Source organism: Corynebacterium kalinowskii, assembly GCF_009734385.1.
GTDB lineage: Bacteria > Actinomycetota > Actinomycetes > Mycobacteriales > Mycobacteriaceae > Corynebacterium > Corynebacterium kalinowskii.
On record NZ_CP046452.1, the window covers coordinates 2,325,588 to 2,337,924 of the forward strand.

Annotated in this window: 13 protein-coding genes; all 13 read right to left on the reverse strand. The window is 59.3% G+C overall.

Features of this window, described 5'->3' with window-relative positions; genetic code table 11:
* Positions 1-5 precede the first annotated feature (5 nt).
* On the reverse strand, positions 6-4,985 hold the full coding sequence (locus CKALI_RS11160; protein WP_156193420.1) for a hypothetical protein: 4,980 nt from the start codon (positions 4,983-4,985) through the stop codon (positions 6-8).
* 12 nt (positions 4,986-4,997) lie between these two features.
* Complete coding sequence (locus tag CKALI_RS11165) at positions 4,998-5,372, reverse strand: hypothetical protein (RefSeq protein WP_156193421.1); 375 nt, start codon at positions 5,370-5,372, stop codon at positions 4,998-5,000.
* Positions 5,373-5,416: 44 nt separating this feature from the next.
* Positions 5,417-5,809, reverse strand: a complete 393-nt coding sequence (locus CKALI_RS11170) for a hypothetical protein (protein WP_156193422.1) — start codon at positions 5,807-5,809, stop codon at positions 5,417-5,419.
* Between the two features lie 102 nt (positions 5,810-5,911).
* Complete coding sequence (locus CKALI_RS11175; protein WP_156193423.1) at positions 5,912-6,859, reverse strand: hypothetical protein; 948 nt, start codon at positions 6,857-6,859, stop codon at positions 5,912-5,914.
* An 86-nt stretch (positions 6,860-6,945) separates the two neighbouring features.
* Positions 6,946-7,377 (reverse strand): phage tail termination protein, encoded by a 432-nt coding sequence (locus CKALI_RS11180; RefSeq protein ID WP_156193424.1) that lies wholly within the window; start codon positions 7,375-7,377, stop codon positions 6,946-6,948.
* Positions 7,378-7,385: 8 nt separating this feature from the next.
* Positions 7,386-7,715: a hypothetical protein gene (locus tag CKALI_RS11185; RefSeq protein WP_156193425.1), complete on the reverse strand. Its 330-nt coding sequence runs from the start codon at positions 7,713-7,715 to the stop codon at positions 7,386-7,388.
* A complete protein-coding gene (locus tag CKALI_RS11190; RefSeq protein ID WP_156193426.1) occupies positions 7,715-8,029 on the reverse strand; it encodes a hypothetical protein in 315 nt (104 codons plus the stop codon). Before CKALI_RS11190 ends, CKALI_RS11185 begins: the two co-directional genes overlap by 1 nt.
* A 3-nt stretch (positions 8,030-8,032) precedes the next feature.
* A complete protein-coding gene (locus CKALI_RS11195) occupies positions 8,033-8,419 on the reverse strand; it encodes a hypothetical protein (RefSeq protein WP_156193427.1) in 387 nt (128 codons plus the stop codon).
* 4 nt (positions 8,420-8,423) lie between these two features.
* Positions 8,424-9,329, reverse strand: a complete 906-nt coding sequence (locus tag CKALI_RS11200) for a major capsid protein (RefSeq protein ID WP_156193428.1) — start codon at positions 9,327-9,329, stop codon at positions 8,424-8,426.
* 16 nt (positions 9,330-9,345) lie between these two features.
* Positions 9,346-9,714, reverse strand: coding sequence for a capsid cement protein (locus tag CKALI_RS11205; RefSeq protein ID WP_156193429.1), 369 nt, complete (start codon positions 9,712-9,714; stop codon positions 9,346-9,348).
* A gap of 15 nt (positions 9,715-9,729) precedes the next feature.
* Positions 9,730-10,311, reverse strand: a complete 582-nt coding sequence (locus CKALI_RS11210) for a hypothetical protein (RefSeq protein ID WP_156193430.1) — start codon at positions 10,309-10,311, stop codon at positions 9,730-9,732.
* 198 nt (positions 10,312-10,509) lie between these two features.
* Entirely contained in the window at positions 10,510-10,782 is a 273-nt protein-coding gene (locus CKALI_RS11215) for a hypothetical protein (RefSeq protein ID WP_156193431.1), read from the reverse strand.
* Complete coding sequence (locus tag CKALI_RS11220) at positions 10,779-12,326, reverse strand: VG15 protein (protein WP_156193432.1); 1,548 nt, start codon at positions 12,324-12,326, stop codon at positions 10,779-10,781. Before CKALI_RS11220 ends, CKALI_RS11215 begins: the two co-directional genes overlap by 4 nt.
* Positions 12,327-12,337 lie beyond the last annotated feature (11 nt).

A 12,337-nucleotide genomic window follows, 5' to 3' on the forward strand; every position in this document is an offset into this window, starting at 1 on the left:
TACTCCTATCTATTCGCCCCGACGATGGCGCCCACGCGCTGACGGCCATACATCTCTGCGCGACGCATACCTTCATCGAGGTTGTTGGTCTGGATATGGACGTGATACTCAGCCGACGTGCCGGCACCAGCGGCCTGCGCTGTAACCGGTGAACCCTGCATGATCTGACGCGCAAGCCCCGGCTGGGAGTTAATGCGCTCCAGCATTGGACGCGCATACCGTGCTGCCGCCTCACGGACCACAAATTCTCCGTTCGACAGCAACGCCGGGATCGCATCATCAGTTGGGCCACCAGCACCCCAGACCGAACCGCCTGCCCAATACCCGTGACCATGGCCGATCACATCAAGCAGGCCGTCCCCATACTTTTGATGCCCATACCGCACCATGGCATTCGTCATCGCCCACGGGTCCCGACGATCATCAGGCAACGTCGGGTCGCGGTAAGCAGCCCAAGTCGTAGGAATCATCTGCCCCAGCCCCACGCCTGCAGCTTCGCCAGTGCCGTTGACATCGACGATCTGCTGGGCGATGCCCGGGTTACCGCTGGACTCGGATTGAATCTGGCGAACCCACGCATCAAGCTCGGCAGGATTTCCGCCGTAGCCCTGGTTGTCCATAGCGGCGGCCATCATGCCCCGCCACTGCTCGGCACCCTGCGTCGGATCCCAGACATGGCCAATATTGGCGTCACCAGCCGGAGCCGTGATGTCATCGAACCCCTCACCAAAGCCCACGATCTGGGCGCCGGTCACGGTCTTCGTCGGCAACGTCGGATCCAGCGCCAAAGCGTCACCAGCACCGGACTTCGCCGTGGCGATATCCTTCACCGCCGACGTGCGCGACCCTCCCCGACCAAGCTCAGCCTGGGTCTTCTCCCACATCTTGTACGCCTTAACAGCCGGGATCTCGTCAGAAATTCCGAACACATCAAGCGCGCCCTTCACCTGGCCGGAGATGAAGTTCTTAGCGAACTCGCCCGCGATCCCAGAGAGCGACGTCGGCCCCGTCTCAGTCGTGCCGTAGGACATCGGATCCGCAGCGTCCGACGCCCGGAAGTCCTGCAGCGGCTGAGCCGACGCCTTGGTCCTCGGGTCGGTCAGCCCCGGCATATCGCCAAGATCACCCATATCAGGCACGACGAACTCCTCGAAGAAATCCCGAGGAAGGTGCGCATGATTGGTGAACTGGGAATCATCAGCGCCGACGCCACTACCACCGAAATGGCCCTGTGACGGGTAGCCGCCCATTTCGACAGCAACACCGGATGGCGTCGTCATTGCCGTGTGCCCGTTGACGCCACCGCCTTGATCCCACCAGCCGACCTGCAGATCGCCCGGGTCACCCAGCCCTGGGTAGAAGCCCCAATCATCGATGAGCACCTGGCCCTCGTTGACCGTGGAGAAGGCGCGCTGCATGAGCTTCTCACCGAACTTGGCATACCGCGTGACGATCGACACTGTCTGTGAGCAGTCCCCCCAGAACGGTCCACCAAGCACATACGGCTGCCCGTCAACGCCCATGGCGAAGTCGTCGATCTCCTGGATCGTCGCCCCGCCCTCAGCGAAGAACGTGGCAGACTTCGGCCCCAAATCCCCCTGATAGCCCGGCGCGAATGGCATGCCGGTTTCAGGGTCTATGACTTCGAGTCCGAAGTAGCGGGCACCTGCTGCAAGCAGGGCTTCCGCGCGTCCGCGTCGGTAGTCATCGGCTAGTGGGATGTAGAGCTCGCCGCCGGTCTCTTCCTCACCAAAGACGCGGTAGCTGCCTGCTGGTGCGAACTGCGGTTCGTGGTTCTCGCCGCCACCGGCGAAGTACTTGATGGATCCGAGAGCGTTTGCTTCGTAGGATCCCTCTGACCTGCGAGAGAACGGCGACCTCAAGGAACCGACCGAGTTGGAGAAGAATTCCTTGACGTCGTTCCACTTGTCTTTTAGACCGCCCAATAGTCCGGACATGATGGAAGAGCCGATGTTCTTAAGCCAATCACCTGCTCCATCAAAGACTTTCAGGATCTTGTCTTTGATCTCGCCCGTAATCCGGAGGACGTGTCCGATCCCCTCGCTGAACGATTGTGAGGCGTTTGCCCACAGTTCGTTGAACCGCTGGATCAAATCAGACTGGAATTGCAAGGCAGCAGAGATGACCGAGGCGATCATGTTCGAGAAGCCTGAGGTGATACTCGACATCAGGTTCGTCACCGAGACCAGCACTCCAGCGGCGAGCGAGATGAACTGAGCGATCACCGTGGCCACGAACCCAACGACCGAAGCCAGCACCTGGGCGACAATGCCGATCAGCTGAGCCAGGATCTGGATCACCGGCATCACAGCCGTCACAACGTTGGCGAGAACTTGGACGACCGAAACAACTGCCGGCACCAGTGCCATCACTGCAGGAAGTAGTGGCGTGATGATATTCACCACCAAGTCCAGCAGAATTGGCACCAGCGGAAGCACCGCCTCAAGGACCTGCATGACCGCTTGAACAATCATCGGTAGATACGGCGCCAAGCCAGTGATGATTTGCATCATCAAGTCAGTGAGCGTCCCGACAATCTGCCCAAGAATCGGCGTCAACATTTGAACGACCTGCATCAACTGACCAGCCAGCAATTGAACCACAGGTTGGATCGCGGTATAGATCGTTGTAATGTGCTGCGCTATTGGCTGAATCACTGCCGTGAGCAGCGCACCCAGCGGCTCCAGCAAAGGAGCGACAGCACCGAGGATCGCCCCGAAAGCCTCACCTAGTGGCCCCATCGCGGGTGCCAGAGCGGATAGGCCATCGGCCAGCCCTTGAATCAGCGACTGGGTACCTGGCGCTGCGGACTGGATGAACTGCGAAATAGCCGGCATGATCGTCGAACCGATCGATTGCAACGCCGTCCCCAAGATCGGAGACAACGCGGACAGCGCGTCGGTCATTGACCCGAAGAAGCTCTGCAACGCCTGCTGGCCCTCGAACGAGTTCACAAACCCGTTGACCATCTCGAGTACTTGATTCAGCGGGCCAATAGCACCCTGTCCAGATGCCGACGCGGCACCAAAGACACCGGAGAAGATACCGCCGATACTGCTAGCGGTCTGCCCCAAAGATTCCAGTGCAGACATGCCATTCTGGATCCACTGATCGAACTGGCCGTTCTGCGTGGACTGGGTAAGGAAACTTCCGAACTTCTCCCCAGCCTCGCCGAGGTAGCTGCCCAATTGCGGAAGGTAGCTCGAACCAGCAGCACCGATATCCACGAGTGCCTGCGTGATTGGTGTCGCTGCCTGATTCAGCCCGGCAAATCCCAGACGGGAGTTCTCCAGCATCGAGCCCATTCCCTCGACAGTGGAATCAGAGCCCAACGCTTCAAGCGACTGACGCACGCCGCCATTGATCTCGGTTGCGATCCCAGACAGGCCGGTCTTGAGTACCGGGAGCTGAACATGAGCAAGCTGAGTGACGGAATCACCCAGGCCCTTGAAGAGGTTGTCCTGCACCGTCAGGCGCAGATCCTTCCACTCGTCACCGAGCTCCTGCATCGCGAGCACAAACGCCCGTGCATTCGGCGAGAGGTTTGCCATGGCGTCAGCGAACTTATCGACGCCACCTGCAGCCCCACCACCAGCGGTCGCAAGGTTTTCCATCGCGTCAGCAAGCCGCTCCTGCGCCAACGCCACGGACTCGTGAGCATCAGCCAAAGAACGTTGTGCGTCCTCTTCCCGGCGCGCAGCCTGCTCGACTTTCTCCTTCGCCGCAACGACCTTTTCGGAGCCTTCTACCCCGGCGCGATTGGCCTCGTCGACGTCGCGGGCAAGCTCGTTGTTCTTCTCTCGGGTGTCCTCGAGGTTCTTCACAGCCTTTCGGTAAGCAAGGTCAGCCTCGGCGTGATCCAGGCCAGATGCCTTAGGGTCGGCCTTGGTTTCCATGAGGTTCTGCCGGGCCCGCGCGACAGCGAGGGTGGCTTCCTCTTCGTCCATGGCAGCGTCGCGGAGTTGCTGGTTCATGTCGCGGAGGTCTTCGACAGCGTCCTTGCGGGCCTTGTTGAGATCTTCCTGCGTCTTCTTCGACGCCTTTTGGGCATCAGCTACGCTGCGCTCTGCGTCTGCTACTCGGCGCTGTGCCTGGACGATGCCACGCTCTGCATCCTCCACGCCGCGCTGAGCTGCCTTCATGGCCTTGGAGGTGTCAGCCCCGGCACCGCCAGCGGCCTGCCCCATAGAGCCGAACGCCTTGCCGATACCGGACAGGCCGATGCCTAGGGTTGCGATGCCAGCTGCCGCTGCACCCGCCGCAGAGGGCAGGATAAGAAGCGCGCCCGCCGCAGTCATAGCAGTAGAAGCCAGTGCTGCGAGCGGGCCCACTACTCCCATTGCGGCGACGCCAAGAATGCCGATGCCCGCTGCCTGAGCGCCCAGCATGGCCACGCTGCCCGACGCCATTTGCGCAGAAGTACCGACAGCTGCGATTCCAGCTTGTGCAGTCGCAACGCTGGATGCGTCGAGTTGAAGGTCGATTTCAGCCTTACGGCGACGAGCTGCTGCCATGAGCTTTGCCTCAGCCGCCATCGTGTCGGCATCAGCATTGATTTCCGCGATTCGCCGCTTGTTCTCTGTTACCTGCAGTTTTGTTTCTGCCGCGAGAACATCAGCTTCTGCGTTGATACTTGCCGTACGCCTTTTAGAAGCAGCACTGTCCAGCTGAGTTTGAGCCTTGAGAGTATCCGCCTCGGCTCGGATTTCTGCACGTCGCTCCTTAGTAAGCGCTTCTATCTTGGTCGCTGCTGCAGCGGTGTCAGCGTCTACATCTACATCGACCGATGATTGAAGCTTGGAGAGCTCCGCATCTAGCTCCGCGCGAAACTTCTCCATCTCCGGCTCAATGTCGATGCCATAAGAGATCTTGATCTGAGCGAGCTCTGCCTCTGCGCGCTTCTTGAAATCCTTGAGATTTGGCCGAATCTGGATCGACGCGGTACCAGCTGAATACTCGGCCATTGACTAGTCCTTTCACGACGAAAGACGATCACCCAGCACCATTCGGAGCAAGGCATCGCCTTTAGATTTCAAGCGCCGCTTCTCAACGCGCTCAATTGCTTTCTCGGGACGCGGCTGCCCGCGAAAAGGTTGATCAGAATTGGTGACCGCGGCGAGAATCGCCTCGCAAAATTCAGCTATCGTCGCCAAGCTCTCATGCAGTGACGTCCACCCATGCAGCGGTGGACGTGGGTTCGGTTTCAGACTGTCGATCACCAGCTCTGCAAGCTCGTCATCGTCGGCAACCGCCGCCCAATACGCACTGCCTTGTGGCAGCATGTGGACGAGCTCGACAAGTGTTTCCCAGCTGCGATAGCCCAGGAAGAAGTCATCGAGGTCGATCTGCAAATAGTGGTGGAGGTCAAAGCGGATTTGACGTCCAGCACGATTGATCAGATCGACAACATAGGAAAACCCCCGACAGCGTCGTCCACTCCGATGCCGTAGAAGTGCTCGAAGAGCGCCTGGACAACACCCAAGGTGATCAGTTCGGCATCATCACCCATGTCGTTCATACAGATCAGGAAGCGCGTGAAATCGTCCTTGAAGAACACCCGCAGGCAGGTGATGGTGTCCTGGCGCTGCGCCGCCTGCGCGAGCGTCAATCGGTCAGAGAAGACAGGCTTCTCAATGCTGATCTCCGGAGTGAAGCCATAGTCTTCGCCCAGCACGAACGGCTCATCCGTGACCGAGCTGGTCTGCTTCTTTCCGGTCTTCTTCGCGAGTTTCTTCGCGCGGCCGAGGAACTCCTCGAACTGGTCTGTGGTCTCGATCTTCTTGGTCATGGCAGGTCCTTTCAAGACTTAAGGAGGCAGGTCAAAAACAAAGCTGGGGTGGGCCGGAGGCGACCTGCCAAGAACTCCCCCGGCCCGGCGCGCTGGTGTGCGCTAGTTGATTGCGATGGCGGTGTCTCCGCCGGTGAGGGCGTTGCCGTTGGCGGAGACGTTGGTGGCGTCAGAGAGGGTGAATGGGCCACCTGCGGAGCCCTGGGCGGTGGCGGTGGACTGTGCTGCTGCGAGAGCAGATGTCACGGCTGCGCCGTCGGCGTTGTAAGGGATCGGCGCGGTGGTCTTGCCGTCGACGGTCAGGGTCCAGGTGCCGCCGGTCGTGCCGGCGGGGAGGGTCACGGTCTTGGTGGCTTGTCCGGAACCGCCGGTGAGGGTGATCCCCATTGCCTCGGCCATTTCCTTGGTGAATCCCGTGCCTGCGATACCGAAGCCGAACAGGGACTCGTAGGTAGGGTCGTCCTTTGCAGTGAAGGTCATTGGCCAGGTGAGCACGTTGGAATCAGAGAGGGACTGCTTGCCCTTCTTTTCCATGGAGGTCTTCGGGTAGTACCACAGTGGGTAGATTTCCTTGCCCGGCTCACCGTCGTAGCCGATGAGCAGCGTGGACCATTCTGGGATCTTCGAAGATCGGCGCTTCTTAGCGAAGAATCGACCTGGCTCGGCAATCATGTCGGTGCGGTCGAGGTCGTAGTAGGCCTCCATGGTGCGCAGGCGGGTTTCCTGCGCGGTGAAGTCGATGGAGAACGACTCGTCGGTGATGAAGTCGCGGCGCCGGCCACGGGAACCGTAGCCTTCTGGGCCTTCCACCTTCATGTCCGGCGCAAGATCGACGCCGGCCTTCTTCTCAATTTCGCCGAAGGTGAACCACTCTGGTGGGAGCTGCTTGAGCTGGCCATCGGAAGCGATGATGTCGTCAAGCTCAAGGTGATTGCCGTCGTAGGGCTTCATCAGCACAGCGACGTTCAGTGCTGCGAGCAGCAGGGAATCGTTCTTGTCTTTGAGGGTGTAGAAGTCGGTCGGGGAAAGCTGCGGAGTTGGAGAAGTCATGAGCTTGTTTCCTTTTCTCCCGCCAGGAGCGGGCATAGAAAAGACCCCGCCAATAACCAGCGAGGTCATGAGTTATTTGTGGTGCCCTAGCGTGGGCGTCGAATGTCCATGCGGAAATCCGCCTGGACGCGGCGATGCTCTGGGTCTACCCATTTCGGCATCACCGGAGACTTGATCTCCTCGATCGCGGCAAGCCGAACTGGCCCCATGTCTGCTCGCCCTTCCAAGGAGCACAGCCACGCGGCCAAGTAGTTGAGCAGCTGCCACGCTTCCCGGCGCGTGCGGTACACCACGGCGAGCTCAATGAAGCTGGCGTCGACTTGGTGATCGGTGGTGCCGGATCCGGTGGTTTTACGGATGGTGATGATCGGGCGATCTTGAATGGTGAACTCGTAATCCTGCGGGAGCTCGGTCACGACCACTGGTGTGGGGTCGATCTCGACGGCCTTTTTCTCGAAGAGATCGCAGAGGATGTCTTCGATGTCTGGCCGTGGTGTGACGTCGGTCGGCAGTTTCATTGGGGCTCCTAGATGGACAGGGCTTGCAGGACCTGGCGGAGGAGGTGATTGCCAGGGATCTGTTTTCCGTTCTTGGCGGTGTAACCGAATTCAAACGCGGCAGCATACGGTGCGACGACGCGCAGGGTCGCTGTGTAACGCGGTTTAGCTTTTCCTTGGTAGGGCTTGGTGATGTCTACGTCGACGGCGGCAGAGGCAACCAGCAAGCCGGAGTCTTCCGGCGCCATCGCTTCGAAGAGCTCTATGGCTTTATGCCCTGCTTCGTGCATCAGGGCTTCGGCGTCGGGGCCTTGCAGCCAGTCCGCCCACCATCCTTCTTCCCACTTCAGCTCCTCCACTAGGTGATCTCCTCACAGATCACGGCCGTGCCCATGATGATCGACTCCCGTCGTGGGTGTTCCCACGGCTGAATGTCTTTGACCCGGAGTTCGCGGCCAAGGACTTTGAGGGTGTCACCGCGCCGAATGTCGGGAGAGCGGCGCTTGAAGTAGACCGTAGGAGATGTGACCAGCACACTCTTGTGGTCTAGATCCTCGGTTGCTCCGGCCCATGCCACGCGAGCGCCTGGCTCACTGTGGCTGACTGTTTGCCCGAGCGGGTCACCATGACGGTCTTTACCGCCTGTGAGTCGTTCGACGATGACGGTGGCCACGAATTACCACCCTTCAGCAGAAATGCACTTGAAGTCGTCTGCTCCCGAATCCAGGGCCGCCTCGATCATCTCCCGCTCCTGGCCGGTGATGAAGAGGTTTCCCTCCGAATTTCGGAAGTGCAACGATGTCGAAAACGGCCCAGCAGCATCGGTGATCTGGTCAGCTCCATCGGAGACATCAGCGATCAACGCGCGACGCGCCATTGCACACACCACGATCTTCAGCACGTCGGCGAGTTTCCCGGTTACGACCTCCGGGATCGAGGGAAACGTCACCGACAGCCATGTACTCGCGTCATCGAGCAACGCCGTGGCCATCTCATCGCTGAGGTCAGCTGGATACTGCCGCCACCGCGTCCTGAGGTCATCGGCCGTTGCGTATCCAGCCATGGGCTTACGCCGCGATGTTCTGAATACGGATCATGGCCAGCGGATCAGTGACCACATGAGCCATGAGTGCGCGGGTCTTCGTCCACGTGGTGTCATGATCCTCATCGCGGTAGGTGGTCGACTGGATCGGAGACTCAACACCCATGGTGCCCACGGCACCGGAGGCGATCAGCAAGCCCTCACCCGGCGCGAGCAGAGGGGTGTCGAGGATCTCGATGCCCTTTGATGCTGCAAAGCTGGCGGCCTGGCCGTCATCGTCGAAGGCGGTGTCGAACTGGAAGCGATCGTCGGTGTTGAGCAACAGCAGGTCGTAGTTGTAGCCCATGAGCGTCTTCTTGCCCTCGGCGAGGGCCTTGTTGATGTCGGCTCGGATGGACTTCTCAGCGGTCTGTGCGGACTTCGCGGTCTTGTTGATCGTCGCCCAGCCACCGGACTGGACCTTGACGATATCCGAGTCGAACTCGGTGAGCGCTGCGGTCAGCGTCTCGAGGCCGAGAGCGTCGATGTCGTAGACCATGGTGTTGGCGACACGCTGCGCGCGGCGCTGCATGGTAGCCATGTCATTGCGCATCTGGGCTTCGTCGGTCATGCCGAACTTGCCACCGATCTTCTTGGTTCGCTTGACCTTCGGCTCACCATCGGAGGCGTCCACGATTGGGTAAGCGCCGCCAGGGGCGATAATTCCCATGTGGTCGTCGGCCAGCGCGCTGTTCTTGGTGACAACGTCGAACAGAATCGCGCCACCTTCTGCGGAGTCGTGCGCGAAAATGCGGTCGGTGAACAAGCCGAGCGCCGTGATATCGGCGATGTAGCGGGCGATGCGCTTAGGCTGCTTGAGCATCAAGGAGACCGTGATGCCACCGTCTGAGACCTTTGGTGCTTCGCCTGGGAAAAAGCCAGAGTTAAGCATGTTTTAGTGTCCTTTCTTAGGTCAGTGCCACGGTGACTGGGTTGCCAGCCGTGCCCTTGGTGAGTGCGATGCCAGCCACCGGGCCGGTCGCTGCAGTTACTGCCTTACCGCCGGATGCAGTGGAGACGTTGGCTCCGGCGTTGATAGCAGCGGATGCCGTGACGTCAACGATGTGTCCGCTGCGGTAGACCATGACGTGTTCACCTGCAGGGCAGTCGTGAGCAGCGACGCCGAATGGCACTACGCCAGCATCAGCGACGCCGGCGACGGGGTTCCGGCCGTCCATCTCGCCGGTGATGACGACGAACTGGCCGGCAACGAGATCAGCTGCTGCCTTGATGGTGACCTGATCCGCGGGGTTGTAGTGAACCTTGGTGATGTTCATGAATGATCCTTATCTCTAGTTCTTGCGGAGTGGCTTAGGCGTCCACCCGGCTGGGTACGTGTCGTCCGGAATGTCCTGACGCTGACCAGTCCCTGGGATGAATCCCTCGTGTGGACGCTGCGATGGTGGTGGGGTTGGAGCTGACTGGCTAGCGCCGTACAGCTCCTGAATGCGCTTGGCGCGCTCTTCCATTTCCTCTGCCGTACCCGTGCCCAGAAGCGCGATATCTTCTGCCTTGATGCCATAGGCAGTGGCAAGCGTCAGCTGAGTATTCGCGGCCTGAAGGCGGGCGTTTTCCTCCGCGAGCTTGGTCTGAGCTTCGGTAGCGCGCTGCAGCTCCGTCTTCTGGGACTCTTCGAACTCATCCCATTTCTGGGCGCGTTCCTTAAGCTCCTTCGACTCAACACGGCGCTGTGCGTTTTCCTTACGCAGCTTCTCAATCACCGCGTCCTTGTCCTCAGCGGACAAGCCCTTGTGATCTTCCGGCTGCGTCGCCTGCTGTTCACCTGGAACCTGCGGCGTCTGCACTGGAGTCTGCTGCGCTTGCTCTTGCCCTGGCTGCTCTACTGGGATTTGGTCGGTGGCGGGAGTAGACATTGTTGACCTCCTGGGTCTGCTGTCGTGGATATGGATAAACCCCGCCACCAGCCTGGGTGCGGGGTCAGCGGAAAGCAGAGGAATCGAACCTCAACGAATCAGGTGGTAAAACCTGGCCCACCGTGGGCGTTGCTTTCCATGGAAATGACGAAACCCGGCGCGACCTGTTGGTCGGTGCCGGGTTTCGGTGGAATGTCTCTAGATGGTGTTGACGAGTGGTTTCCACTCATCAATTGCTTGCATCACGTCGGGGTCGCTTTCCCATCGGAGTTTGACTACGTCGACTGCGTTGTCGAGGAGTTGCGCTGGAATTGGTGTTTTGGTGAGTCCGAGGTTTCCGATTGCTGTAAAGCATGCGGACTCGTCTTCTCCGGCATCAATGTCGCTGATGAGTTCCGGGTAGAAATCTGTCCCTTGGAGGTAGCTGGCGATCTCCAAAGCGATCTCTGTCGCTTTGTCGTCAGAGATCATCGCTTCCTCCTTGGATTAGTTATCAAGCCAGCGGTCTCATGGCGCTGAAGTTCTTCGGCAGATATTCGCGCACTTTGTTTCCTATGCCATCGTTCGACTCCAGGACCACCGATTGGATATGCCGTGGTTGAGATAGCGCGACCATCTTTTAATGTCCACTTTACTTTGACAGTGACGCCACCGATAGTCTTGACAGCAATCCTTTGTTCCGCGTTGCCTGCGGACTGCTTCTTTCCTACCAGATCCGGGTCTGCCACAGTGGAGGCAATGGCGTCTGCGATCTGTTGATCGTCCCATGTTTCGGGGTAAAAGCTTCCCTTCCTGCGCATCGATTGGTGGTGGTGACCGCGGCGCTCGGTGCTTGTTGGATCAATCGGCGGATCGTTGCGATTCCAGCCCCAGGTCGAATGCTTGATCAAGGTTCGCAGGGACGGGATCGGTTCGGGTTCATCACCGAAGTATCCGAGGCTTGTGATCTTGTTGCCGTCGTTGTCAACGAGTTCAGGGAGTTTGACTCCCGGTACTCCTGATTCGTGGACGTCAAGGGCGAACTTCTCAGGCTCGGACTCGATGATCTGCTTGTACTGCTCGGAGAACACCGCGCGGGCGTCACCCGAGTCACTGTCCGGTGTCTCGTACGATTCGTTCCACAGTTTTTGGAGCGCCCGGAATTGATTGTGGCCTTCCCAATGTTGTCCCTTAACAACAAGAACCGCGATGCAATCACAGTTGTCGTGATACCTCGCACCGTTGCCTTTGGTGAGTACTGTTTGTTTGTCATAGACAGGGCCGCGGCTGGCCAACATCGCGCAAAAGGAACAACTCTCTTCACCCGTGAGCACACGGGCCCAACCGAGGATGACGCCATCGCTATCTTCGTAGTCTGCGATGTACTCGTCATCGCTTGGTGTTTCTGGGTGCCAGGTATCGACGGCCTCACTGTCCTGTGTTTCCTCGGCCAAGGCCGGCTCTGGTGCCAATGCCGGCTCAGGTAGCTCATCCTTCGCTTTGGACACGACCGATTTCGATCCGGCCGTCCGCACCACGTTTTTCTCCGCAGTATCGACAATCGCATCACGCCCTGCCTGCTGAGCATGCGTAATCGCTGCCGCCGTGATCCGCCTGGTGACTTGCTCAACGACTTCCTCATCAAAAGGATCCTCCGGAAACGGAATCACTTTTTCGGTGAGTTGACGTTGCGTTGCTTCATCGAGCTCGGTAATCGGCCCATCGATAGGGTTCTGCCTTTTGTTCCATCCCAGCGCTCGCGCAAGGAGCTTCCAAGCCGCGTTCGCTTCATAGGGCCGGATGGGCGCGGGGGAAACTTCCAGCCCTTTACTCACCATGGAACGTCCCATGGCTCGAACTGCAGAGTCATAGAACGTCTGCCGGGCCGAAAGGATCTCCGGCAACAGGTTTTGAACAAACGACCACATCGCGTCGAAAGAGTTCGGCACGCCGTGCTCGTTAATGAGCGCTGCCACGCTCGCCGCCAAAACTGCTTTCGCTTCTTCGTTGTCGGATTTGTGTTGTTCAACGCTCATCGTGTCTCACC

What these genes read in the sequence shown, in the direction of transcription:
- CKALI_RS11160 (WP_156193420.1), bottom strand. Translation starts at nt 4,985, where the DNA reads ATGGCCGAGTATTCAGCTGGTACCGCGTCGATCCAGATTCGGCCAAAT.
- CKALI_RS11170 (WP_156193422.1), bottom strand. Translation starts at nt 5,809, where the DNA reads ATGACCAAGAAGATCGAGACCACAGACCAGTTCGAGGAGTTCCTCGGC.
- CKALI_RS11175 (WP_156193423.1), bottom strand. Translation starts at nt 6,859, where the DNA reads ATGACTTCTCCAACTCCGCAGCTTTCCCCGACCGACTTCTACACCCTC.
- CKALI_RS11180 (WP_156193424.1), bottom strand. Translation starts at nt 7,377, where the DNA reads ATGAAACTGCCGACCGACGTCACACCACGGCCAGACATCGAAGACATC.
- CKALI_RS11195 (WP_156193427.1), bottom strand. Translation starts at nt 8,419, where the DNA reads ATGGCTGGATACGCAACGGCCGATGACCTCAGGACGCGGTGGCGGCAG.
- CKALI_RS11200 (WP_156193428.1), bottom strand. Translation starts at nt 9,329, where the DNA reads ATGCTTAACTCTGGCTTTTTCCCAGGCGAAGCACCAAAGGTCTCAGAC.
- CKALI_RS11205 (WP_156193429.1), bottom strand. Translation starts at nt 9,714, where the DNA reads ATGAACATCACCAAGGTTCACTACAACCCCGCGGATCAGGTCACCATC.
- CKALI_RS11210 (WP_156193430.1), bottom strand. Translation starts at nt 10,311, where the DNA reads ATGTCTACTCCCGCCACCGACCAAATCCCAGTAGAGCAGCCAGGGCAA.
- CKALI_RS11215 (WP_156193431.1), bottom strand. Translation starts at nt 10,782, where the DNA reads ATGATCTCTGACGACAAAGCGACAGAGATCGCTTTGGAGATCGCCAGC.
- CKALI_RS11220 (WP_156193432.1), bottom strand. Translation starts at nt 12,326, where the DNA reads ATGAGCGTTGAACAACACAAATCCGACAACGAAGAAGCGAAAGCAGTT.